Here is a 23,057-nt window from a genome sequence, read left to right as displayed (position 1 = left end):
ACCATGAGCGACACCATCCTGATCCGCGGATTTACCGCCTCCGACCCGGCACTGAGCACCCTGCCCAACGGGGTGCCCGTCGTGAACTTTCGCCTCGCCAGCACCCCGCGCTGGCAGGACGCCACCGGCACCTGGAAAGAAGGCACCACCAACTGGTACACCGTGAAAGCCTACCGCCGCCTCGCCCAGAACATTGCCACCTCCATTGAGAAGGGGCAGCCGCTGGTCGTGAGTGGCCGCCAGCGCATTAGCCGCTGGAACCGCGAAGACGGCACGCAGGGCACTACCGTAGAGGTGGATGCCCTCGGCATCGGTCACGACCTGAACTACGGTACGAGCACCTTCGCCCGCACCGTGGAGAAGCGCACAGTCAACGAGGGATCCATGCAGGGTGCGCCTCAGCAGGACGCAACGCAGCAGAGTATGCCGCACTCGGGCGCGCCGTTGCAGGAGGCGCCTCAGTACACGCAGCAGTATGCTCCGGCGCAGAACGGTGCATCCCAGGGCGGGGGAGCGCAGAGTGACGAACCCCCCTTCTAAAAGTGCTCCCCGGATGCTTGCATAAACGCGGGTGCATTGGGATAATGGAGCATTGTGTTGACATCGGGCACGCCCCTGCCGCAGGGGGGAGAGCGACCAACGATGTCAACCTTCGGGCACCAATCCTGTCCGAAGCATGAAGTTTTCTGTCCCGCAGTGGGGCAGAGCAATCTGAGTCTATTTGACCTGCGGCAGATGACTCTGGAGATCTACAACTATGCAGACTCTTGACTTCCTCGACAAGAAGTCCCTCCGTGACGACATCCCCGCATTCGGCCCCGGTGACACCCTGAACGTTCACGTTAAGATCGTTGAAGGTAAGAACCACCGTATCCAGGTCTTCAAGGGCTTCGTCGTTGGCCGCCAGGGTGCAGGCGTTCGCGAGACCTTCACCGTCCGCAAGGTTTCCTTCGGTGTTGGTGTTGAGCGTACCTTCCCGGTTCACTCTCCCTCCATCGAGAAGATTGAGGTTGTGACCCGCGGTGACGTCCGTCGTGCAAAGCTGTACTACATGCGCGACCGCCACGGTAAGGCTGCTCGTATCCGCGAGAAGCGCGAGTTCTAATCTTTATAGATACAGAATTCTGTTGCAAACCGCTCCCCAACCGCATTCCGCGGGCAAGGAGCGGTTTTTGCATATTCTGAGAACCTTGCCGCTCTCAGAAAATAAAAGCCCAAGAGCGCAAGCACTCTCGATACAATAGCTAGGTACCGTTTCACTCGAGCTAGGTATCTCTCAAACGAAAGGCTCACTCCAGCATGGCAGACGATAAGAACACTGCGAACACCAGCCCCTTCCCTGAGGGATACCAGCCTCAAAGCCGCCGCGAGCGCCGCGAAATGGAAGAATACTTCGCGCGCCTCGCCGCCGAGAAGGCAGCAGCTGAGAAGACGGCTACCGAGCAGAATGCCGCAGCGAAGAATGCCGAGCGCGAAGAAGCCGCCGATGAGGAGAACACCGCAGACGTGGAAACCACCAAGGACTTCTCCGAAATGACCCCCAAGGAACGCCGCAAGGCAAAGCGCGCCGAACAAGCAGAGCTGACCTACTCCCAGGCGCAGGAAGAAGGCCGCCTCGGCGAATGGCTCTGGGTGCAGGCACGTGAGGGTGGCACCGTCATCCTCTACGCGCTGGTCATCGCATTCCTGGTCAAGACCTTCCTGCTGCGCGGCTTCTACATTCCTTCCGGCTCCATGGAGCAGACCCTGCAGGTCAATGACCGCGTGTTCATTAACGTGGCGGGCTCCTACTTTAGCGAGCCCAAGCGCGGCGACGTGATCGTCTTCAAGGACTCTCAGGGTTGGATTCCCTCCACCCAGAAGTCCAGCAGCCCGCTCAAGGATGCCCTGTCCTTCGCCGGTATTCTGCCGGATACCTCCTCGAACTTCCTGGTCAAGCGCGTTATCGGCACCCCCGGTGACGTGGTCGAAAGCGACGGCAACGGCAAAATCAAGGTCAACGGCGTAGAGATTACCGAACCGTACCTGTACCCCGGCAACCCGCCCTCGGAGGTCCCCTTCAAGGTGACCGTGCCCGCCGGCAAGTACTTCGTCATGGGTGACCACCGCAGCAACTCCGCCGACTCCCGCTACCACATTAGCGACGGCACCGCGTTCATCTCCAAGGACGACGTGCAGGGTAACGTGTTCGTGGTGGCGTGGCCGCTGAACCACTTCGGTCTGCTGCAGGATCAGAGCTCGGTGTTCTCCTCGATTCCCGCACCGACCTCCACCCCGAGCGAATAAGCGAGCGTGGCAATGATGGTGAGCGCTCAGAAGAGCGCAACGAAACCCGCTCAAGCTAAGCCCGCGAAAACAACCCCGCCCGCCGCCGACCTCGAGTACGAGCAGCAGCTCTTCGCCTCCGGTGCCCGCACGGTTGCCGGAATCGATGAGGTAGGCCGCGGCTCCATGGCGGGCCCGGTCACCGTGGGCGTCGCAATCCTCACCCCGGACGCCACCCTCGAGGTGGGCGGGCTGATCGATTCCAAGGCGCTCTCACCGGCGCGCCGCGAATCCATGGTTCCCGAAATCCGCCAGTGGTGCGCCGTGGCGGTCGGGCACGTGGAACCGGCAGATATTGACCGGCTCGGCATGCCCCTCTCGCTGAGGCTTGCCGCCCAGCGTGCGCTCGCCGAACTGGCGCGCCGCGGATACCGTGCCGACGCCGCCCTGCTGGACGGTAAGCACGACTGGTTCACCCCTCCGCAGGAGGACCTGTTCAGCGCGCTGGTACCGGACCCGGCGCAGGCACACTACAACGCACTGCTCGCCCAGGCGTGGGAAGGCGCAGGTGAGGGTGGTGCAGATGAGCCCGCGCAGATGCCGGTGACCATGGTCATTAAGGGTGACTACAAGTGCGCCTCCATCGCCGCCGCATCGGTGGTTGCGAAGGTGGAACGTGACGAACTGATGGTCCAGCTAGATGCCCGCTACCCGGGGTACGGCTGGGCGAAGAACAAGGGCTACGGATCCGCCGCTCACCGCGAGGCGATTAGCGTGCAGGGCCCCAGCCCGCAGCATCGACTGTCATGGTCGCTTCCGGCGACCGCCGAGCAGATTGAGGCTGCTGCGGCACAGCGCGGCTAGAGTGCGCGGTGTTCCTGAAAACCGCGCCTCGGAAGCCTGCTAAAGCCTAACGTGCCACCGCTGAATCAGTACTACAAAAGCCCAGGAAAGGAAGAGTAGTGAGCGCAGAAGACCTCGAAAACTACGAGACCGACGCCCAAATGGCGCTCTACCGCGAATACAAAGACGTCATGTCGCTCTTTAGCTACGCGGTAGAAACCGACCGACGCTTCTACCTGGCGAACCAGGTGGACGTCACCCCGCACGTGCAGGACGGCACCCTCTACTTTGAGGTGAGCATGAGCGACGTGTGGGTGTGGGATGTATTCCGCTCCAACCGCTTTGTGAAGAAGGTACACGCCTACTCGGTGCGTGACGTGAACGTGGAGGAGCGTCTGCCCAACCAGGAGTTCACCGTGCCGGAAATGCCGGACTTTAACGCCTAGCTCACGCCCGATTTACCGCCTTGCCGGGGGTAAGCGCGCGGCTGCCGAGCTGCCGGGTGGCAGTGCTGGGTGATGAACCCGCGCGAATATGACGCGTCGAATCGGCACCCGAGCGGCGTTTTTGAAAAATATGCCCCAAAATTTCAAATAACCGACTGTGGATAACCTCTAATTCCTTCTGGGAGCCGAGGTTATCCACAGTTTTTCGTTAACCGCATTCGGGCATGTGCGCGGCGGGCACAGTAGAAGCACTACCGCTATCTACCGGGGGAGAGACCAATGACAACAGCCCGAATAACAGCCCGCGCCGCAACCCGAAGCGCACCCAACAGACCTCTGCTCCAGAGCACCCAGCCTCCGCGAACCCAGCTCCAGCGAACCCCGCCCCGCGCCCACAGCGTCGGCAGGTGGGGCGAGGAGCTGACCGCCCGCATCCTGGAAGCGAACGGCTACCGCATTCTGGAGAGGAATTGGCGACCGCCCGCCGGGCTGGAACACGAACAGATCCGCGGCGAGCTCGACCTGATCGCCATTGACCCCGAGGACGAACTGGTTTTCGTTGAGGTCAAGACCCGCAGCAGCGAAGACTTTGGGCACCCGTTCGCGTCCATTGACCGCGATAAGGCGCGTCGCACGCGCTCGCTGGCGATTCTCTGGTGCCGCCTGCGCGAGAACCTGGATTTTCCGCGCTTTCGCATTGACGCAATTGCGGTGACCGGAACCTGCGAAACCTTCACCTTCGAGCATCTGAAGGCGGTGGCGTAATGGGATTCGCACGCACCTATTCCGTGGCGCTGGTTGGCTTGCGCGGGCATATTGTTGACGTCGAGGCTGACATCTCGCAGGGCCTACCCGGCTTCGTGCTGCTGGGACTGCCCGATACCGCCCTCAACGAATCTAAAGAGCGTGTGCGCTCCGCGGCGAAGAACACCGGCATCACCCTCACTCAGCACCGGCTCACCGTGAACCTGACCCCCGCGACCCTACCCAAGCGCGGCTCGGCGTTCGACCTTGCCATTGTGGTTGCGGCGTTGCAGGCGGAGAAGAAACTGCATCCCAGCGGCGATAGCGTCTTCCTGGGCGAGCTGGGACTGGACGGAACGCTACGTCCCGTGCCGGGCATCCTGCCCGCGGTCAAAGCAGCCGTGGATGCCGGTCACCACCGCGTGATTGTGCCCGCCGAAAACGCTGAGGAGGCGGCGCTCATTCCCGGCGCGCAGGTGAGCGGTTTCCGCTGCCTGGCGGAGGTCTTTGCCGCTCTCGGCGCTGAGAGTCAGAAGCTGACCTACCCGCCCGCCCCGCAGACGGAGGCGAGCGCCCCGGCGGTGAAACCGGCTGAAATTCCCTCGGATATGAGCGATGTTGCCGGTCAGTCGCAGGGTCGTTTCGCTCTGGAAATTGCCGCCGCGGGTGGCCACCACATGCTGCTGACCGGCCCGCCCGGTTCGGGTAAAACCATGCTGGCGGAGCGCCTGCCGAGCATCCTGCCGACCCTCGATAATGATGCCGCGATGGAAGTGACCGCTATTCGTTCCCTCTGCTCGGCGGGGGAGCACCTGAGCGAGCTGGTGCGTCAGCCGCCCTTTGAGGCGCCGCATCATAGCGCCTCCGCGCCGGCGATTCTTGGTGGCGGTAGCGGCATTCCCCGCCCGGGCTGTGTGTCTAAAGCGCACCGCGGCGTGCTCTTTCTCGACGAGGCGCCGGAGTTCAAACGCACGGTGCTCGATTCGCTCCGTCAGCCCCTGGAGTCGGGGACCGTGACCTTGGATCGTTCGAGCGCGTCGGCGACCTATCCGGCGCGGTTTCAGCTGATCCTGGCGGCGAACCCGTGCCCCTGCGGCATGAACGTGGGCACCGGTACGGAGTGCACGTGCGCTCCGCGTGAGCGTCGCGCCTATTTTGGGCGTCTGTCCGGCCCGCTGGTGGACCGCATTGATGTGAATGTGACGGTTCCGAAGGTGTCGTCCACGGAGCTTGCGGGCGGTCAGGTGAATGAGAGTTCGGCGCAGATTCGCGAGCGCGTCATGGCGGCACGGCAGGCTCAGCGGGAGCGCCTGGAACCGTACGGGTTGAAGACGAATGCGGAGATGAACGGCAAGATTCTGCGCGGCCCGCTGCGTCTGGACGCGAAGCTCACCGGCGAGCTGAACGCCGCCGTGGACCGCGGAACGCTGACGGCGCGCGGCTACGACCGAGTGTTGCGTATCGCCTGGACCCTCGCCGATTTGGAGGGTGCCGCCTACCCGAGCCGTGAGCACCTGGATGTGGCGCTCTTTTTGAGGCAGCAGGGACAGTTGAAATAGCGTGCCGGTTGATAGAACGAATCACTGATGAGAGGAGAAGAAGGTCATGAGTGAGAAGAAGCTGAAGAAACGAGCCGAAGAGGCTGAATTGCAAGAAGCTGGGCTGAAAGAAAACGGGCTGAGAGAAACAGCGCCGGAAGAGCACGTGCCGGGAGAGCATGCGCCGCAAGAGCATGTGCCAGAAGAAAGCGCGGCGGAGGATTTTGTGCAGGAGGAACTACAGATTCGCCTGCCCGGTCGCACCCAGGATCGGCACGCCCTGGTGCGTGAGAGGGTGGCGCATATTCTGTCGCTGGGGCAGGAGCCTTCGCCGAGCCCGTACAACGCGGCGCGCCTGCCGGGGTTCCTCGCCTCCTGCCTGAACCCGGTATATCTAGAAGAACTGAACCAGCAGGAACAGCCGGGGGAGAATCTGCAGGGCGAGCGCCTCGAACCCGCGGCGGGCACCACCTCCAGTGGTTCTGAGCCCGCGCCCCTGTTCAACCCAGCCCTCAGCACGGAGGAGCTTGAGGCAGCGTGCCGCGAGTACATCCGCTGTTGCACCGCCCAGCTGATGCGCTACGCCGAACCCGCCGATGAGCTCGTGGTCGAGTCTCTAACCACCTTGGGCGCCCCGCTGACCCTGCACTATCTGCTGACCGGGCACATCCCCGATGAGCAAACCTGGGAGCACGGCGAACCGGACGAGCAGCTCAGCGAATTTCTGCGCTCGGTGGGTGCACCCGCCGAGGGGGAGTCCGCCCTGTTCAGTAGCGCGAATGGCTACTACACGCCGGGCGAGCATCAGCTGAGCCGCGATAAGTTCGGCAAGGCGCTCGCGACCCGCCGCCTGCGCTGGAACCGCCGCATGGAACGCACCCTGAACGCGGAGGCGCACATGGCGGCAACCTGCGGGGCGTGGCTGGTCACTCCCGCCGATCCGCTGTGGCCGCCGCAGCTGAACGATTTGGGGCCCGCCCGCCCGTACGGGTTGTGGTGTCGAGGCGATTCGCGGCACCTGATGGATGTGGCGGCTGCCCCGAGCGTTGCCCTGGTCGGTTCGCGTGACCCGAGCATCTACGGTACGGAGGCGACGACCCACCTTGCCGCCGAGTTGGCACGCCGCGGGTACACGGTGATTTCTGGCGGCGCGATGGGCATTGATATTGCGGCGCATCGGGCGGCGCTGACCCAGCAGGGTAGCGACCTGCCGACTATCGCCTTCATGGCGGGTGGGTTGGATCGGCTGTACCCAGCGCAGAACTCGGATGCGCTGAACATGATTGTTGACCGCGGGCTCATCATGAGCGAGGTGAGCGTGGGTAACACCCCCACGCGCTGGCGTTTTCTGGAGCGTAACCGCCTGATTGCGGCGTTGGCGCGGCACACCATTGTGGTGGAGGCGCGCTGGCGTTCCGGTGCCCTGAATACGGCTCGTCACGCAATGGAGATTGGGCGTACGCTCTGGGCGGTTCCGGGGCAGATTAACTCGCCGAACTCGGTGGGAACGAACCGTCTGCTGCGCGATGGACTAGCGCAAACGCTCACCGAGGCCGCCGATATTCTCGAGTACGATGCCGCCGCGGGTTTCGAGCTGGGCGCCGAACATGAGAGCGAGTGGGATCCGGCATCTGCTGCCTCCTCGACGGCGCTGGATGAGCTGACCGAACGACAGGGTAGAGTCTGGGACGATTTGAGCCCGCGCTCCTACCGCGGCGTGGATGAGATTGCCGCAGCCCTCGGGTTGAGCGCTCGCGACGTGATGGCTGACCTGTTCCACCTGGGTCGCTGCGGTCTGGCGGAGAGTAGCGGAACGAGCTGGCGGAAGGTCCGCCCGGCTGTCGCTGCGTAGAAGAGCCCCCGCTGAGTACCCCGCTAAAACCCTGTCTGAACGCCCGTAGTGAACATCCAGGCAGTAGCGGGTTGCGGCGGTCGGGCATGACGGGACGGCCGGTCATAACAAGGCAGCACGTGGAGAGCGTGGAACCTCTCTACAATTGGGGTAGGCTTGCGCATACTTGCGCGGAGCCTACCCCGCCGCTGCGCTATCAGCAGACGCGCGGAGAAAATGTCGACAGACCGAAACCCGAAAGGAGGGACGCATGACCCCCGCCCGCCAGCACGAAAACCGGGCTGAGAACCGGAACGAAAGCCGGGAAGATTACCGGGACGAGGCTCCCTCCACGACCCTGCCGGTGACCTACACCCGCACGCTTGCGCCGGAGCAAGTAGAGAGCTCTGCTCTACCTGATTCTGCACTGCCTGAATCGGCGCTAGGGGTTTCCGGTGAGGTGTTCCGCCCTGTCCTGGACCGTTTTGAGCGTTTTTTGCGCTATGAGAAGCACCGTTCTGAAGAGACGATCCGCTCGTATATCTCTGATTTGGAGGGCTTCTTCGGCTATATGGCGCGCCGCGGTGTGCGGCATCTGGACAGCATTGATGCGTCCCTGATTCGTGAGTGGTTGGGTTCGCTATATCTGCGGCAGGCGGCTCGTTCTACGGTGGCGCGCCGCGGTTCGACCCTGCGCACGTTCTTCACCTGGGCTCAGGAGGAGGAGCTGGTGCACGCCAACCCGACCCGCGGTATGCGCACCCCCAAGCGTGAGAATCACCTGCCGCCGGTGCTGAGCCGTGAGCAGATGAACCAGCTGCTGACTACCCTGCAGGAGCGTCGGGCGCAGGATCCTCGGGATGCGCGCCTGCTGCGCCTGGAAGCTGTGGTTGAGGTTCTGTACGCCTCGGGCATGCGTATTTCTGAGCTGACGGGCCTGGATTTGCAGAGCGTGGACCGGGCGAATAAGACGGTGCGCGTGCTGGGTAAGGGCAATAAGGAGCGCGTGGTGCCGTTGGGTACCCCGGCGCTTAAGGCGTTGAATCGTTGGGTGTCCTATGGTCGTCCGCAGTGGATTCCGGAAGGGTCCCAGGGCGTGACGGCGCTGTTTATTGGCCCTCGGGGTGGGCGTGCGAATGCCCGTCAGATTCGTGAGGACCTGACCCGCCTGCTGCGCACGGTGGAGAATACTCAGGCGTCGGGTGCGCACGTTTTGCGTCATTCGGCGGCGACTCACCTGGTCGATGGTGGTGCCGATATTCGTTCGGTGCAGGAGCTGCTGGGCCATTCCTCGTTGGCGACCACGCAGATTTACACGCACGTGTCGATGAAGCGTTTGGCGGAGACGTACGCGCGGGCGCATCCGCGAGCATAGGGGTGACAACCCGAAAGTTAGCTGTCTCTCTATTTGAACCTTGCCCGTTCGGGTTGTACGAATGGACGAGTTCAATCTAAGCTATACACTGTTCAACGTCTGCCTAAATATCCCGCGCAGCCCAAAGTTTCTGCACAGTGATGTTTATACAGGGTGGCTGAACAAGGTAGCATAGGTAACAGACTAACCGTGGTCTCCGTCTCTATAACGGCACCGCGTACGAGTACTAAAAACCAGAAAGGTCGCACCGCATGCGCGCACTCGTTTGCCCCGGACAGGGCTCCCAGAAGAAGGGCTTCCTGAGCCCCTGGCTCGAGATTGAAGGTGTGCGTGAGCACCTGGAACGACTCTCCGAAGCGGCAGGCATCGACCTGATTCACTACGGCACCGAAGCCGAAGAAGAAACCATTAAGGACACCGCAATCGCCCAGCCTCTCATCGTGGCTGCAGGCATCGTCACCGGTCGCCTCGCCCTGCGCGAACTCGACGGTGAAGAGCTCATCTTCGCGGGCCACTCCGTCGGCGAAATCACCGCAGCAGCCCTCGCGGGCGTACTCAGTGACGAAGACGCAATGCGTTTCGTGCGCGTGCGCGCCAACGGCATGGCGGAGGCGGCAGCCGCCTCCCCGACCGGCATGGCTGCAGTACTCGGTGGCGTTGAAGAAAACGTCCGCGAAGCCATCGACGCAGCAGGCCTCGTCGCAGCAAACTCCAACGGCGGCGGCCAGATTGTAGCCGCAGGCCCCATCCCCGCCATCGAAGCATTCGCCGCGAACCCGCCCGCACGCGCTCGCGTTATCCCCCTGAAGGTCGCCGGCGCATTCCACACCGAGGCAATGGCACCCGCCGTGCCCGCTCTGGAAGAGTTCGCCGCATCCCTGCAGATCTCCGACCCGACCTCCGCACTGCTGACCAACCGCGACGGTTCCGCCGTGGCATCCGGTGAAGAGTTCGTCAAGACCCTCGTCTCCCAGGTCACCAGCCCCGTCCGCTGGGACCTGTGCATGGCAACCCTGCTCGAGCGTGAGGTTGCCGGCATTATCGAGGTCGCCCCCGCGGGCACCCTGGTCGGCCTGGCAAAGCGCGCGATGCGCGGCGTGCCCGGCACCTCCATCAACACTCCCGAGGACCTCGCCTCGCTGAAGGGCTAAACACCGGGGGAGAGCCCCCGCCCTCCCCGCACAGGGAACCCTTCACACTAGACATGCACTTTAGACCTGCGAGGCACACAGTGTCTTGCGAGCATCAGCACTAAGGATTGAATACGTGACTACCCTCAAGCAGTACGAAATCAACCGCTACTCCCGCATCCTCGGTTACGGCGCAGCCCGCGGCGAGGTCATCGTCCCCAACGATGACATTGTTGAGGCAATCGACTCCTCCGACGAGTGGATTAAGCAGCGCACCGGCATCGCAACCCGCCACCGCGCCAGCGAAAACCAGTCCGTCACCGACCTGGCCATCGGCGCCGCAAAGGACGCCCTCGAAGCATCCGGCGTAGCTGGCGAGGATATTGAAGCGGTCATCATCTCGACCATCTCGCACCCCTACGCAACCCCCTCCCTGGCAACCCTGGTCGCCGACGCAATCGGCTCCAAGTGCCCCGCATACGACATCTCCGCAGCGTGTGCAGGTTTCTGCTACGGCATCGCCCAGGCAGACGCCCTCGTCCGCGCGGGCACCGCAAAGCACGTGCTGGTCATCGGCGTTGAGAAGCTCTCCGACTTCATCGACAACACCGAACGCACCATCTCCTTCCTGCTCGGCGACGGCGCAGGCGCAGCAGTCGTAGGCGTCTCCGACGAGCCGGGCATCGCCCCGACCGTTTGGGGTTCGGACGGCTCCCGCTGGGGCACCGTCGGCATGACCCACTCCCTGCTGGACATCCGCAACCGCGACTTCGTTGCAAACCCCGTCGAAGAAGGCGAAAAGATCTGGCCCACCCTGCGTCAGGACGGCCCCTCCGTCTTCCGCTGGGCAGTATGGGAAATGGCGAAGGTCGCCAAGCAGGCACTCGAAACCGCCGGCATCACCCCCGACGAGCTCGGCGCGCTCATCCCGCACCAGGCAAACGCCCGCATCATTGACCAGATGGTCAAGACCCTCAAGCTTCCCGACACGGTGGCAGTGGCACGCGACATCGTCGATGCCGGTAACACCTCCGCCGCATCGGTCCCCCTCGCCGCGCACCGCCTGCTCAAGGAGAACCCGGAACTCTCCGGCAAGTTCGCCCTGCAGATTGGTTTCGGTGCCGGCCTGGCATTCGCAGCTCAGGTAGTCGTCCTTCCCTAAGGAAAACCACCGGAGCCCGATGCTCACCGCCCCTCACGACCGGCACAGCGCCGGTGCGCGAGAAAGAAAAGAAAGCGGGAAAGCATCCCCACAAACTCCGAGTTGACGCATGCGTACACCACGCAGACACGATAAACTCGGTAATGCACGCGTACCCCCACCCGGCGGGTGCGATGACCATCGAAAAAACAAAGGAGCCCCTGAATGGCTAACAAGGAAGAGATCCTCGCAGGTCTGGCAGAGATCGTTAACGAAGAGACCGGCGTTGAGGTTGAGGACGTTCAGCTGGACAAGTCCTTCACCGAGGACCTGGACATCGACTCCATCTCGATGATGACCATCGTCGTGAACGCTGAGGAGAAGTTCGAGGTGACCATCCCGGACGAAGAGGTCCAGAACCTCAAGACCGTTGGCGACGCAGTCGAGTTCATCGCGAACGCTGCCTAAGCTATAACCAATAACGAGGCGGCGCGGGCTCTCACCGGCCCGCGCCGCATCGCTATTCACTCAGCTTTCAATCCAACATACCCCCGGGAACACACAGGGTGCGATGACTGCACTCTCCACGGCGTGAAAACGCCCACTGTAAACCCCGGGTCCAACAGGTTTTTATCCACACACCACCGGATAAACCACCAAATCGACCACCGAAGAGAAAGTGCCACAATGTCTCGAAAAGTGCTGGTGACCGGCCTCGGCGCGACCACCCCCATTGGCGGCGACGTCCCCACCACCTGGGAAAACGCAACCAAGGGCGTATCTGGTGTATCCACCCTCGACCACCCCTGGGTCAAGGAATACGACCTGCCCGTATACATTGCAGGCCAGCTCGCCGTGCCCGCCCTCGAATCCGGCCGCCTCACCAAGGTAGAAGCAAAGCGCCTGGATCCCTCGGGCCAGCTCGCCCTCATCGCCGCACGCGAAGCATGGGAAGACGCAGGGTTCTCCGGCCCCGACGCCGACTCCGCAGAAGAAGTCGACCCCGAACGCACCGGCGTAGCCTTCGGCACCGGTATCGGCGGCGTGTGGACCCTTCTCGACGCATGGGACACCCTCCGCGAAAAGGGCCCCCGCCGCGTCCTCCCCATGACCGTTCCCATGCTCATGCCCAACGGCAACGCAGCAGCCGTCTCCATGAACCTCAAGGCACGCGCCGCAGCACAGACCGTCGTCTCCGCATGCGCATCCTCCACCGAAGCCATGCAGCTCGGTGCTGAAATGATCCGCAGCGGTAAGGCAGATGTCGTCATCGTCGGCGGTGCCGAAGCAGCAATCCACCCGCTTCCCATGGCAGCATTCGCCAAGATGCAGGCACTCTCCTCCCGCAACGACGAACCCGAAAAGGCATCCCGCCCCTACGACGTCGACCGCGACGGCTTCGTCATGGGTGAAGGCGCAGCAGCCCTCATCCTCGAATCCGAAGAGCACGCCAAGGCACGCGGCGCACGCGTCTACGCGGAACTGGCAGGCACCGGCGTATCCGCTGACTCCTACCACATCACCGCACCGGACCCCGCAGCACTCGGCGCAACCCGTGCACTGCGCGAAGCCCTCGAAGACGGCAACATCGACCCGAAGACCGTCGTGCACATCAACGCGCACGCCACCAGCACCCCCGCCGGTGACCTGCCCGAAGCAACCGCAATGCACGAAACCTTCGGCGAGCACACCAAGAACATTGCCGTCTCCGCAACCAAGTCCATGACCGGCCACCTGCTCGGCGGCGCGGGCGCACTCGAAGCCGTACTCACCGTACTGGCACTGCACCACCGCACCGCACCCTGCACCATCAACCTGGACAACAAGGACCCCCAGATTGACCTGGACGTGGTGACCGAGGCGCGCGAGCTGCCCGCTGGTGAGATTGTGGCACTGTCGAACTCCTTCGGTTTCGGCGGTCACAACGCGGTTGTAGCATTCCGCTCCGTAGAGGGCTAATCCCTCAGGGCTTCTAGCCTTATATAGATATAACGCTCCCTCAACTACCGTGTGTAGCTGGGGGAGCGTTACGTTTTCTGAATGCGTTTACGAGAGAGTGGCATACCGGACGCCGCTCGCGGGGGAGTGTGGCTTCCGTGGGTTAGTTGTTTGGAGAGGTTGTACCGGTTCACGCTCGCGGGGGAGTGCCCCCTCTTCAGCGCCTGGGGGCGCTTCGAGGACGGAGCCCCCGCCTCGCGTGTCCGGTACGCCCTCTAGGTCGCCTACCCCTCGGTGGGGTTTATATAGGGGTTGGTCTGTGGTTGGGATTCAGAGGTAACGCGCCAATCCCTTGGGGTAGGGAATATGGGTGGCTTGGTGCGGGGTTTCCTTCTCAGGCTAGCTTGCCTCAGTCTGGGGTGCCCCTGTTTTAGATGTTAAAAACGGGTGGCGTATTCGCTCCGGCACTGCGAATACGCCACCCAAACACACCACACTCCACAAGACAATGCAGAGCGCGCGGGATCAACCATCCCGCAAGGTTCCCGTAACCCCCATCGCGCACCACGGTAGGCGACGACAGAAGAATGGGAGTCTATGACCGTTCGACACGCACAACGCCCCCTCGTAAAGGTTTACAAAGGCGCACGCTACGCGTTCTTCCGGAAGTTTATTCGGAAGAGCTCCCACGCCGGTTCCGTTGAGAAAAACAATTCGGTGTGGTTGCCTCCCGATGGTGAAGCACCTCAGCATCGTGTGCCGCATAAACCGCGCAGTTTAGTGCGCGCAGATGCTGCGTCGAAAACTATCCAAAGAATGCAGTCCACGGAGTAGTCTTCCAGCTTCAAATGGCAGAAGCTTAAGGGTTTGATGTGAGTGCTCGGATGGTCCGAATCATGTCGCTCTCAACGGAACCGGTTTATCGGTGATGGGAGCTCCTGTAGATAAGAATAACCTTAAATCACCCCTGGAGTAAACCTTAAACCAATAATTTAACCTTATTGTTATAATTCCTTGTCATAAAGGTATTGACGGGTGTTCAATGTGTTCTGGGTAACCCCTCAGAAGGTCCTCATAACTCTTTGGTCTGTTTGGTGCTCTCCACCGTTATGAAACCGTGATAAATCATCCCCGAAAACTTGAAGAATCGGGTTCCAAAACGGTCCCGCAAGTGACTGCCGCGAGGGCTTGTTGAGAGGGTCTTGAAGACGCGCTGAGAGTACAGTCATAAAACGTCATCTTGTCACGGAAGTTATCCCAGAGAAAACAAATTAAAACCCCGGCATGCGCTGTGGCATAATCAGTATCAACATCGTGCTCCGGGGTCGGTGAAATTCCGAACCGGCGGTCACAGCCCGCGAACCGCTCTCGCAGGCAGGTGAAACTCACATGATTCCACGCCCCACAGTCGGGGATAAGAATCCGCTGGAGGCACCCGCCCGCAAGAGAGGCCGAACCGGTGAAAATCCGGTGCCGACAGTACAGTCTGGATGGAAGGTAGCACGAGCAGAAAAAGGCAGGAGCGCACTCCGCCGCACCTCCCGAAAACCGGGATAGCATGCAGGGTGCACTGACGCGGTTGCTTGAGAAAACTGTTGCTCGAAAAAGCTGTTACTCGAGAGCACAGCGGTTTTCTGAGAGACAGCTTTCTGTGAGACAGGGGAGAGGCACCTTTCGTAGGTGCCGGTACGTTATTCCCCTCGACCGCAGCCGGCTGGTGCCAGCCACGGTTTTCAGCTACGGTTAGCTGATTCGCCGCTCCCGCCTCACCACGGATACCGGGCACTCCCTAAGAGGCCCGCGGTAGCCGCCCTTTCTGTTCCTCTCCCCGGAGCCGCCGCAGATGCGCACCCAGCGCATCCGACACACGGTCCAACTCAGAGAGGAAAGAAACAATGGACATCTTGCGGTGGCTCTTCGACGCACAAATTCACGTGGGGGACCAGTCCCTCCTCGTGCGCGAAGTTCTCGGAAACGCATTCGGCCTGGCATCGGCGCTCGGCGGAATGCGACGCAAAGTATGGGCGTGGCCTGTCGGCATTCTCGGCAACCTGCTGCTCCTCACCGTCTTCCTGGGCGCCCTCGTCGGCAGCCCGCACCCCGTCACCATGCTCGGCCAGGCAGGCCGCCAGATCATGTTTATTGCAGTGTCCATCTGGGGCTGGCATCGTTGGCGTGCCACCCGCGCAGCCGGTGGTGACGCCTCCGAAGGTGCCGCAGTGATCCCCAAGTGGGCTACCAACACCGAACGCGCAGGCCTGGTTGTCGCCATGGTCGCGGGCACCCTGCTGCTCACCCCCATCTTCCGCGCCCTCGGCTCCTACGAACCCGTCTGGTCCGACGCCTGGATCTTCACCGGCTCGCTGCTCGCCACCTACGGCATGGCGCGCGGCTGGGTTGAATTCTGGCTCATTTGGGTTGCCGTCGACCTGGTCGGCGTGCCGCTGCTGTGGAGCGCAGGCTACTACGCGACCTCCTTCATGTACGTGTTCTACGGATGCTTCACCCTGGTTGGTTTCTTCGTCTGGTGGCGCACCCGCAACCTGGAGGCGCAGAAGACTCGGGTGCAGACCCAGTTCCCCGACGTGACCGTTGAGGTAACCGATGTGAAGAAGGGCCGTGCATAAATGTCGCAGAACCCCTCGCTGCAGGTGCTGGTGAGCGCGCACCTGCCCGTAACCATCGCCCCGAGCGTATCTTCGCCGCACAACGATTTGGACTACTCCGCCGCGGAGTATGGTCACCTCGCGGGGCTGCCCGCCGCACGCACCCTCCAGCTACCCAGTCCCGAGCAAGAGCTCAGCCACGCAGAAGCCATGACCCTGGCACTGCAGGCGGCACGCCAGGGTATCCGCGGCGCGAACCCCCTCGTCGGCGCCGTCATCACTGACGCGCACGGGCACCTGCTACACGTGGGCTACCACCGAGGCGCAGGCACCCCGCACGCCGAAGCCGACGCCCTCGCCGCCGCCCGAGCCGCGGGAACCGACCTCACCGGCGCCCGCATGTACGTGAGCCTTGAGCCCTGCAACCACACCGGACGCACCGGCCCCTGCTCCCACGCCGTCGCCGAGGCGGGCATCAGCGAACTCTACTACGCCTACAGCGACGACACCGAAAACGCTGCCGGAGGCGCCGCCTACCTGCGCTCCCAGGGCGTCACCGTGCACGCCATGGAGGAGTTCGCGAACGCATCCTACCAGCTGAATGAGCGCTGGTTCATTGCCGCCGCCGAACGCCGCCCCTTCATTACCGCAAAGAGCGCCTCCACCCTGGACGGGTTCATTGCGGCAGCTGACGGCACGAGCAAGTGGATTACCGGCCCCGCCGCGCGCATTGACGGGCACTTGATTCGTCACCGCGCCGACGCCGTCATGATCGGTACCCGCACCACCCTCATGGACGACCCGACCCTGGACGCGCGCGACGCCAACGGGGAACGCTTCGAGAAGCAGCCGCTGCGCGTGGTCATGGGCAAAACCGAGATTACCGAGAACTACCGCGTGCGCGGTCTCAACCCGCCCGAAGGTGTGGAGGCGGACCCGCAGAACTTCCTGCAGGTCTTCACCCACGACCCGCGTGAACTGCTCGATGAGCTGTACGCCCGCGGGGTGCGGCACCTCATGATTGAGGGCGGCCCCGGCATGGTCGGCCTCTTCGCCGGTGAAGACCTCATCGACGAGATGGTCTGGTACCGCGCCCCCATGATCATGGGGCAGGGCAAGAGCGCCGTGTACCGTCTGCTCGTGGACACCCTCGCGCAGGCACCGCGCCTGCAACTGGACGATCTGGGCATGTTCCCGGCGGTGCGCGTGCTCGGTAATGACACCGCAACGCACCTGGTGCCGGCACCTCGCGGAACGGCGCAGGAACCGGGTGAGCGGCGTACCCTGCCGAAGCTGGACGCCTGCCACGCGCCCGAACCGAGATTAGATTAGCTGCGGCTGGACTAGTCGCGGCTGGACTAGCCTCCGCTTGGGTTGAGCGCGGGCGGGGGAGTAGTACCTCAAGGACCCCCCGCCTGCGCCCGGCTAGTTTGTGCCGGCTGGTTCGTATGCTGGCACAAAAGCTCCCCGTCACGGGGAATATTCGAAAAATACGTATAGTTATACCGACGAACAAACCATCGCCGCCCGTCGCCCTCAACGACGACGCCCCGGCGGACACGGCGAGAAAAGGAAAGCACACATGTTTACCGGAATCATTGGCGCCCTCGGCACCGTAGAATCCATCACCCCCATCGAAGGTAGCGACGCAGCCTACCTGACCCTCAACGCCGGAGACATCGTCGCCGACCTCGAACACGGCGGATCCCTCGCCGTCAACGGTGTATGCCTCACCGCTATCGACCTCGACCAGCTGCAGCCCGGCCAGTTCCGCGCCTACGCTATGGGTGAGACTCTGCGCCGCACCAACCTCGGCAACCTGAACCCCGGCGACACCGTCAACCTGGAGCGCTGCCTGCCCGCCGGTGGCCGCCTCGACGGTCACGTCGTGCAGGGCCACGTGGATGCGGTAGGTACCCTCGCATCCGTCACCGCCCACGAGGCGTGGAGCACCCTGCGTTTCAACCTGCCCACCGAACTGGCACCCCTGCTCGCTGAGAAGGGCTCCATCGCTGTTTCTGGCGTGTCCCTCACCGTCACTGCCGTTTCTGAGCCCGGCGAAACCCCCGCATGGTTCGAGGTCGGCCTGATCCCCGAAACCCTGAAGGCAACCAACCTCGGCGCCCTCAAGGTTGGCGACAGCGTGAACCTTGAGACCGATGCGCTCGCTAAGTATGTGCAGCGTCTGACCGCGTTCGCAGGCGTGCCCCAGGCTGACTCTGCGCACTCCGGTGAGCAGGTTGCGCCGCGTCGCGCCGACGCCGCAAGCGTCCTCGACAGCGTGCAGACCGCAGTGGACGCTATCGCAGCAGGTCGCGCCGTAGTCGTCGTTGACGACGAAGACCGCGAAAACGAAGGTGACATCATCTTCGCCGCCGAGCACGCAACCCCCGAGCTGATGGGCTTCATGATTCGCTACACCTCCGGCGTGGTCTGCGCACCCCTGAGCAACAAGCGTGCCGACGAGATGAACCTGCCGCCCATGGTCACCAACAACGAGGATCCCAAGGGCACCGCATACACCGTCTCCTGTGATGCGGCATCCGGCGTGAGCACCGGTATCTCCGCGGCAGATCGCGCACGCACCGTTCAGATCCTCGCGGACGCTGCCTCCACTCCGGCGGATATTACCCGCCCCGGCCACATCTTCCCGCTGCGCGCCGTTGACGGCGGCGTGGCGGAACGCCCCGGCCACACCGAAGCCGCAGTGGAACTCTCCCTCGCGGCGGGCCTGTCCGGCGTGGGCGTTATCGCCGAGGTCGTGCACGACGACGGCTCCATGATGCGTTTCGACGCACTGCGCGCCTTCGCCACCGAGCACAACCTGCCCATGATCTCTATCGAAGACCTCATCAAGTACGTAGCTAAGGCGTAGGAGAACGCATGAGCGAAACCCCTAACACCCAAGCAACGCCAGGCACTCCCGCAGAGCTGAGCACCCCCGCGGCTGTCACCTTGGCAGAGCCGGGCACCCCCTCAGCGGACACCTTGGTCGAGTCGGTTGAGGCGCAGGTTGAAGAGCTCAGCGCCGAATCCCTGCGCATCGCCTCCCAGCTCGCTGAAGGCTACCGAGTCAGCCCCCTCGACATGGTGCCCAACCCCAGCCCGCTGCTGGTAGAAAGCACCGAAGAGGTCGCCGTACCCACCCCGCAGGGTGTGTTCGGTTTGCGCGCCTGGCGATTCGCAGACGGCGCCGAGCACCTCAGTGCCCGTGCCCTCGACCGTGACGGCACCCCCGTACCCGCCGAGGACGGGGGAGCGCCCGCGGTGCGCATCCACTCCGAATGCGCCACCGGCGATATTTTCGGTTCATTCCGATGCGATTGCGGCCCCCAGCTGGAGAACGGCCTGCGCATCATTGGCCGCACCGGCGGGTACCTCATCTACGTGCGCAACCATGAAGGACGCGGTATCGGCTTGGTCAACAAGCTCCGCGCCTACGCGCTGCAGGATGCCGGGCTCGACACCCTCGACGCGAACCTGGCGCTCGGCCTGGACGGCGACATGCGCGACTACTCGCAGGCGGCACTGATCCTGCAGGAACTCGGTGTGAACGAGCTGAGGCTCGTGACCAACAACCCCGCCAAGCAGGAGGCGCTCGAAAGCCTCGGTCTGCAGGTCGCCGAACTCATCCCGGATGAAATTCCCGCCCGAGTTGAGAACGCTCACTACCTGCAGACCAAGCGTGAGCGCATGCGCCACGTGCTCAAAAGCGCGTAGCGGCACCCCTGCAAACTAAACTTTTCACAAACCCAGAACCCCACAAGGAGAACACAATGAGCGGCGTAGGCGCAGCAGACACCACCCTCAACCCCGAAGACTACAAGGGCTTCAAGCTCGCAATCGTAGCGGCAAGCTGGCACACCCAGGTCATGGACGGCCTCATCGACGGTGCACAGCGTGCAGCACGCGATGCAGGCATCGAGCCGACCCTCGTGCGCGTTCCCGGCACCTTCGAGCTGCCCGTCGCAGCAACCCGCCTCGCTGAGAAGTTCGACGCAATCGTCGCGCTCGGCGTGGTTATCCGTGGCGGCACCCCCCACTTCGACTACGTCTGCCAGGGCGCAACCAACGGCCTGACCGACGTGTCCGTGCTGACCGGCCGCCCCATCGGCTTCGGCGTGCTCACCTGCGATAACGAGCAGCAGGCACTCGACCGTGCAGGCCTGGAAGGCTCCAACGAAGACAAGGGCTACGAGGCGACCGCGGCGGCACTGCAGACCGCAGCAACCCTCAAGCAGTTCAGCAACTAACACGGCTGAACGGTACGCGGCTCAGTTTCACGAAGAGAACGTTCTGATCTTCACCGTGGAACTGGGCCGTAGTACCGGTTAAACTGAAACAACGCGCGGCACTAGAGCTACATCGAGTCACAGTGTGCCGAGCCCCAGCGCCAGAACGCCATGAGGTGACAGCGCACTGACGCGCTAACCTCCGGCTCGGCATACCTTGCTGACTAGGCTCAACACCCGCGCCGACATGCCCTAAGCTGGCATGCCCACACTGTCATGTCACGACTGTCATGTCACGCAACGGCAGGTCCAACCCAACACCAAGGAGTACAGCAATGCAGGATTTGGGCACCATCACCCCCAGCCTCGAAGAATTCCGCGCCCGCGCAGCCGGCACCCGCGTCATTCCCGTACACATCAAAATCCTCGCCGACTCACTCACCCCCATCGGCATCTACCGATCCCTCGTACTCCAAAACGACCAGGGCGAACCCGTCGAAGCAGCCCACGGCACCTTCCTGCTCGAATCCGCCAAAATCTCCGCAGAAGGCGAATCCGCAGCCTGGGACCGCTACTCCTTCATCGGCGCATCCTCCCGCTCGACCCTCACCACCGTTGACGGCGCAGTCCACTGGCAGGGACGCACCCCCGCCGGCGCACCCGTCGACGGCGATCCCGTAGAGGCCATCGCAAAGACCCTGCAGATGCTCTACACCGAACCCGACCCGACCCTGCCGCCGCTCACCTCCGGCCTGGTCGGATACCTCGGCTGGGACGTCGTACGCCACTGGGAGCACCTGCCCTTCCCGCCCGCCGACGACGTGAACCTGCCCGAATTCGCGCTCAACATGGTCTCCGACATGGCAATCCACGACAACAAGGACGGCACCGTCCTGCTCGTCGCCAACGCCATCAACTTCAACGGCACTAGCGAAAACGTTGACGGCGCCTACGAGGACGCCGTCGCGCGTTTGCACAGCATGCTCCGCCGCCTGCAGCGCGGCGCCACCGCAACCACCTCCACTCTCTCCGGCGTGGCGGACATTGACCGTAAGGTCCGCGAAGACGTCACCCTCACCTGGAGCGAACAGGGCTTCAAGGACGCCATCGACCGTTCCAAGAAGAACATCATCGACGGCGATGTCTTCCAGATTGTGCTCTCACGCCGATTCGAAGCCGAAACCAACGCCAAGGCACTCGACGTGTACCGTGTACTGCGCCAGTCCAACCCCTCGCCGTACATGTACCTCTTCAACTTTGAAGACAGCAACGGCACCCCCTTCCACATCGTCGGCTCCTCCCCGGAGGCGCTCGTCACCCTCAAGGACGGCATCGCCAGCACCCACCCCATCGCCGGTTCCCGCCCGCGCGGCGCAACCCGCGAAGAAGACCTCGCACTCGCCGAGGAACTGCTCGCCGACGAAAAGGAACGCTCCGAACACCTCATGCTCGTCGACCTGGCACGCAACGACCTCTCACGCATCGCCAAGCCCGGCACCGTGTCTGTCGACCAGTTCATGATCATTGAGCGTTTCAGCCACATCATGCACATTTCCTCCGCCGTCAGCGCCGAACTCGACCCGCAGTTCAGCGCCTACGACGTGCTACGCGTCGCCTTCCCGGCAGGCACCCTCTCCGGCGCGCCCAAGCCGCGCGCCATGCAGCTCATCGACGAATACGAACCCACCCGCCGCGGCGTCTACGGCGGCGTATGCGGCTACTTCGACTTCGCCGGCAACATGGACATGGCAATCGCCATCCGCACCGCCGTACTCAAGGAAGGCACCGCCTACGTACAGGCAGGTGCGGGCCTCGTCATGGACTCCAACCCGGACTCCGAAACCCTCGAAACCGTCAACAAGTCCGCCGCCCCGCTGCGCGCTGTGCTGACCGCCTCCGGCCTGGCACCCCTGGACGCAGACGCAGCCGTCAACGCCACCAAGTAACCCAAGGAGACACCATGAGCACCGTTCTCGACGAGATCATTGTCGGCGTCCGCGAAGACCTCGCCGCCCGCGTACAGCAGGTTCCCCTCGAAGAAATGAAGAAGCGCGCCCTCGCAGCCGCACCCGCCCGCGACGCGCTCGCCTCCCTACGCGGTGAAGTACCCGGCGGCGGCAACGGCACGACCGCACGCATCATCTCCGAGGTGAAGCGCTCCTCACCGTCCAAGGGTGCGCTCGGCGAAATCCCCGACCCCGCCGCGCTCGCCGCACGCTACGAAGCAGGTGGCGCCGCAGCAATCTCGGTACTCACCGAACAGCGCCGCTTCAACGGCTCCCTCGCCGACCTGGACGCTGTGCGCGCCGCCGTGAACATCCCCGTACTCCGCAAGGACTTCACCGTTGACGAATACCAGATCTGGGAGGCACGAGCACACGGCGCCGACCTGGTTCTGCTGATTGTTGCTGCCCTCGATGAGCAGACCCTGCGCGAGTTCCTCGAACTCACCGAATCGCTCGGCATGAACGCCCTCGTCGAAACCCACACCCCTGAAGAGATCGAGGTCGCCCAGCGCATCGGCGCCAAGATTGTCGGCATTAACGTGCGTAACCTCAAGACCCTCGAAGTCAACAACGAGCACTACGCATCCCTGGCCGCGCACCTGCCCAACTCGGTCATCAAGGTTGCCGAATCCGGTGTCGCCAGCATCGAAGACGTACGCGCCTACGCCGGTGCCGGTGCCGATGCGGTACTCATCGGTGAAGCACTGGTACGCTCCGGCGACCCCGAAGGTACCGTGCGTGAATTCTCCAAGGTGCCTGTGACCCGATAGCCTGTGGGTTAGTTGTTTTGGGAGAGGTTGTACCGGTTCACACTCGCGGGGGAGTGAGGCTTCCGTGGGCTAGGGTTTGAGAGAGGGCGTATCGGACAACGCTCGCGGGGGAGTGAGGCTTCCGTGGGTTAGTTGTTTGAGATGGCGTACCGGACGCCGCTCGCGGGGGAGTGCCCCCTCTGCGGCGCTGGG

The 23,057-nt window shown here is 63.1% G+C and carries 20 protein-coding genes and 1 riboswitch; all 20 genes read left to right on the top strand.

Going from position 1 to position 23,057, the window contains the following annotated elements:
- Nucleotides 1-3: 3 nt before the first annotated feature.
- Nucleotides 4-540, top strand: a complete 537-nt coding sequence (locus tag HMPREF2919_RS05650; protein WP_070594077.1) for a single-stranded DNA-binding protein — start codon at nucleotides 4-6, stop codon at nucleotides 538-540.
- Nucleotides 541-757: 217 nt separating this feature from the next.
- Nucleotides 758-1,105: a 50S ribosomal protein L19 gene (gene rplS, locus HMPREF2919_RS05645; protein ID WP_049337710.1), complete on the top strand. Its 348-nt coding sequence runs from the start codon at nucleotides 758-760 to the stop codon at nucleotides 1,103-1,105.
- Between the two features lie 194 nt (nucleotides 1,106-1,299).
- A complete protein-coding gene (gene lepB / locus HMPREF2919_RS05640) occupies nucleotides 1,300-2,286 on the top strand; it encodes a signal peptidase I (RefSeq protein WP_070666732.1) in 987 nt (328 codons plus the stop codon).
- 6 nt (nucleotides 2,287-2,292) lie between these two features.
- Nucleotides 2,293-3,129 (top strand): ribonuclease HII, encoded by an 837-nt coding sequence (locus HMPREF2919_RS05635; protein ID WP_070666729.1) that lies wholly within the window; start codon nucleotides 2,293-2,295, stop codon nucleotides 3,127-3,129.
- A gap of 98 nt (nucleotides 3,130-3,227) precedes the next feature.
- Nucleotides 3,228-3,554, top strand: a complete 327-nt coding sequence (locus HMPREF2919_RS05630; protein WP_005506259.1) for a DUF2469 domain-containing protein — start codon at nucleotides 3,228-3,230, stop codon at nucleotides 3,552-3,554.
- A 279-nt stretch (nucleotides 3,555-3,833) separates the two neighbouring features.
- Nucleotides 3,834-4,319: a YraN family protein gene (locus tag HMPREF2919_RS05625; protein ID WP_005506258.1), complete on the top strand. Its 486-nt coding sequence runs from the start codon at nucleotides 3,834-3,836 to the stop codon at nucleotides 4,317-4,319.
- Nucleotides 4,319-5,857 (top strand): YifB family Mg chelatase-like AAA ATPase, encoded by a 1,539-nt coding sequence (locus HMPREF2919_RS05620; protein ID WP_049349981.1) that lies wholly within the window; start codon nucleotides 4,319-4,321, stop codon nucleotides 5,855-5,857. Before HMPREF2919_RS05625 ends, HMPREF2919_RS05620 begins: the two co-directional genes overlap by 1 nt.
- Nucleotides 5,858-5,903: 46 nt before the next feature.
- Entirely contained in the window at nucleotides 5,904-7,688 is a 1,785-nt protein-coding gene (dprA, locus tag HMPREF2919_RS05615; protein ID WP_049347221.1) for a DNA-processing protein DprA, read from the top strand.
- A 250-nt stretch (nucleotides 7,689-7,938) separates the two neighbouring features.
- Nucleotides 7,939-9,042, top strand: a complete 1,104-nt coding sequence (locus HMPREF2919_RS05610) for a tyrosine recombinase XerC (protein ID WP_070666726.1) — start codon at nucleotides 7,939-7,941, stop codon at nucleotides 9,040-9,042.
- Nucleotides 9,043-9,293: 251 nt separating this feature from the next.
- Nucleotides 9,294-10,193, top strand: coding sequence for an ACP S-malonyltransferase (locus tag HMPREF2919_RS05605; protein ID WP_005506253.1), 900 nt, complete (start codon nucleotides 9,294-9,296; stop codon nucleotides 10,191-10,193).
- Nucleotides 10,194-10,308: 115 nt separating this feature from the next.
- Nucleotides 10,309-11,334, top strand: coding sequence for a beta-ketoacyl-ACP synthase III (locus tag HMPREF2919_RS05600; RefSeq protein ID WP_070629608.1), 1,026 nt, complete (start codon nucleotides 10,309-10,311; stop codon nucleotides 11,332-11,334).
- 204 nt (nucleotides 11,335-11,538) lie between these two features.
- The gene (locus HMPREF2919_RS05595) at nucleotides 11,539-11,781 is read left to right on the top strand and encodes an acyl carrier protein (RefSeq protein ID WP_005506250.1); all 243 of its coding nucleotides are present in this window, start codon (nucleotides 11,539-11,541) and stop codon (nucleotides 11,779-11,781) included.
- Between the two features lie 219 nt (nucleotides 11,782-12,000).
- The gene (fabF, locus tag HMPREF2919_RS05590) at nucleotides 12,001-13,272 is read left to right on the top strand and encodes a beta-ketoacyl-ACP synthase II (protein ID WP_049327098.1); all 1,272 of its coding nucleotides are present in this window, start codon (nucleotides 12,001-12,003) and stop codon (nucleotides 13,270-13,272) included.
- A 1,289-nt stretch (nucleotides 13,273-14,561) separates the two neighbouring features.
- A riboswitch (FMN riboswitch) is annotated at nucleotides 14,562-14,759 on the top strand.
- Between the two features lie 387 nt (nucleotides 14,760-15,146).
- Nucleotides 15,147-15,878, top strand: coding sequence for a nicotinamide riboside transporter PnuC (gene pnuC, locus HMPREF2919_RS05585; RefSeq protein ID WP_044150500.1), 732 nt, complete (start codon nucleotides 15,147-15,149; stop codon nucleotides 15,876-15,878).
- Complete coding sequence (gene ribD, locus HMPREF2919_RS05580; protein ID WP_070666722.1) at nucleotides 15,879-17,189, top strand: bifunctional diaminohydroxyphosphoribosylaminopyrimidine deaminase/5-amino-6-(5-phosphoribosylamino)uracil reductase RibD; 1,311 nt, start codon at nucleotides 15,879-15,881, stop codon at nucleotides 17,187-17,189.
- 250 nt (nucleotides 17,190-17,439) lie between these two features.
- Nucleotides 17,440-18,732: a 3,4-dihydroxy-2-butanone-4-phosphate synthase gene (gene ribB / locus HMPREF2919_RS05575; RefSeq protein ID WP_070643175.1), complete on the top strand. Its 1,293-nt coding sequence runs from the start codon at nucleotides 17,440-17,442 to the stop codon at nucleotides 18,730-18,732.
- An 8-nt stretch (nucleotides 18,733-18,740) separates the two neighbouring features.
- Nucleotides 18,741-19,577 (top strand): GTP cyclohydrolase II, encoded by an 837-nt coding sequence (locus HMPREF2919_RS05570; RefSeq protein WP_141753037.1) that lies wholly within the window; start codon nucleotides 18,741-18,743, stop codon nucleotides 19,575-19,577.
- Between the two features lie 56 nt (nucleotides 19,578-19,633).
- Nucleotides 19,634-20,110 (top strand): 6,7-dimethyl-8-ribityllumazine synthase, encoded by a 477-nt coding sequence (gene ribH / locus HMPREF2919_RS05565; RefSeq protein WP_005506244.1) that lies wholly within the window; start codon nucleotides 19,634-19,636, stop codon nucleotides 20,108-20,110.
- A 314-nt stretch (nucleotides 20,111-20,424) separates the two neighbouring features.
- Nucleotides 20,425-22,035, top strand: coding sequence for an anthranilate synthase component I (locus HMPREF2919_RS05560; protein WP_070616439.1), 1,611 nt, complete (start codon nucleotides 20,425-20,427; stop codon nucleotides 22,033-22,035).
- Nucleotides 22,036-22,049: 14 nt separating this feature from the next.
- Nucleotides 22,050-22,865: an indole-3-glycerol phosphate synthase TrpC gene (gene trpC / locus HMPREF2919_RS05555; RefSeq protein ID WP_005507463.1), complete on the top strand. Its 816-nt coding sequence runs from the start codon at nucleotides 22,050-22,052 to the stop codon at nucleotides 22,863-22,865.
- The last annotated feature ends 192 nt before the right edge of the window (nucleotides 22,866-23,057 follow it).

The organism is Rothia sp. HMSC068E02 (genome assembly GCF_001813565.1).
GTDB lineage: Bacteria > Actinomycetota > Actinomycetes > Actinomycetales > Micrococcaceae > Rothia.
The sequence above is the reverse complement of the archived record's forward strand: the minus strand, read 5'-3'. Positions and strand labels throughout refer to the sequence as shown.

Coding starts and splice junctions, on each gene's coding strand:
- HMPREF2919_RS05650 (WP_070594077.1), top strand. CDS start 4: ATGAGCGACACCATCCTGATCCGCGGATTTACCGCCTCCGACCCGGCA.
- rplS (WP_049337710.1), top strand. CDS start 758: ATGCAGACTCTTGACTTCCTCGACAAGAAGTCCCTCCGTGACGACATC.
- lepB (WP_070666732.1), top strand. CDS start 1,300: ATGGCAGACGATAAGAACACTGCGAACACCAGCCCCTTCCCTGAGGGA.
- HMPREF2919_RS05625 (WP_005506258.1), top strand. CDS start 3,834: ATGACAACAGCCCGAATAACAGCCCGCGCCGCAACCCGAAGCGCACCC.
- HMPREF2919_RS05620 (WP_049349981.1), top strand. CDS start 4,319: ATGGGATTCGCACGCACCTATTCCGTGGCGCTGGTTGGCTTGCGCGGG.
- dprA (WP_049347221.1), top strand. CDS start 5,904: ATGAGTGAGAAGAAGCTGAAGAAACGAGCCGAAGAGGCTGAATTGCAA.
- HMPREF2919_RS05610 (WP_070666726.1), top strand. CDS start 7,939: ATGACCCCCGCCCGCCAGCACGAAAACCGGGCTGAGAACCGGAACGAA.
- HMPREF2919_RS05605 (WP_005506253.1), top strand. CDS start 9,294: ATGCGCGCACTCGTTTGCCCCGGACAGGGCTCCCAGAAGAAGGGCTTC.
- HMPREF2919_RS05595 (WP_005506250.1), top strand. CDS start 11,539: ATGGCTAACAAGGAAGAGATCCTCGCAGGTCTGGCAGAGATCGTTAAC.
- fabF (WP_049327098.1), top strand. CDS start 12,001: ATGTCTCGAAAAGTGCTGGTGACCGGCCTCGGCGCGACCACCCCCATT.
- pnuC (WP_044150500.1), top strand. CDS start 15,147: ATGGACATCTTGCGGTGGCTCTTCGACGCACAAATTCACGTGGGGGAC.
- ribD (WP_070666722.1), top strand. CDS start 15,879: ATGTCGCAGAACCCCTCGCTGCAGGTGCTGGTGAGCGCGCACCTGCCC.
- ribB (WP_070643175.1), top strand. CDS start 17,440: ATGTTTACCGGAATCATTGGCGCCCTCGGCACCGTAGAATCCATCACC.
- HMPREF2919_RS05570 (WP_141753037.1), top strand. CDS start 18,741: ATGAGCGAAACCCCTAACACCCAAGCAACGCCAGGCACTCCCGCAGAG.
- ribH (WP_005506244.1), top strand. CDS start 19,634: ATGAGCGGCGTAGGCGCAGCAGACACCACCCTCAACCCCGAAGACTAC.
- HMPREF2919_RS05560 (WP_070616439.1), top strand. CDS start 20,425: ATGCAGGATTTGGGCACCATCACCCCCAGCCTCGAAGAATTCCGCGCC.
- trpC (WP_005507463.1), top strand. CDS start 22,050: ATGAGCACCGTTCTCGACGAGATCATTGTCGGCGTCCGCGAAGACCTC.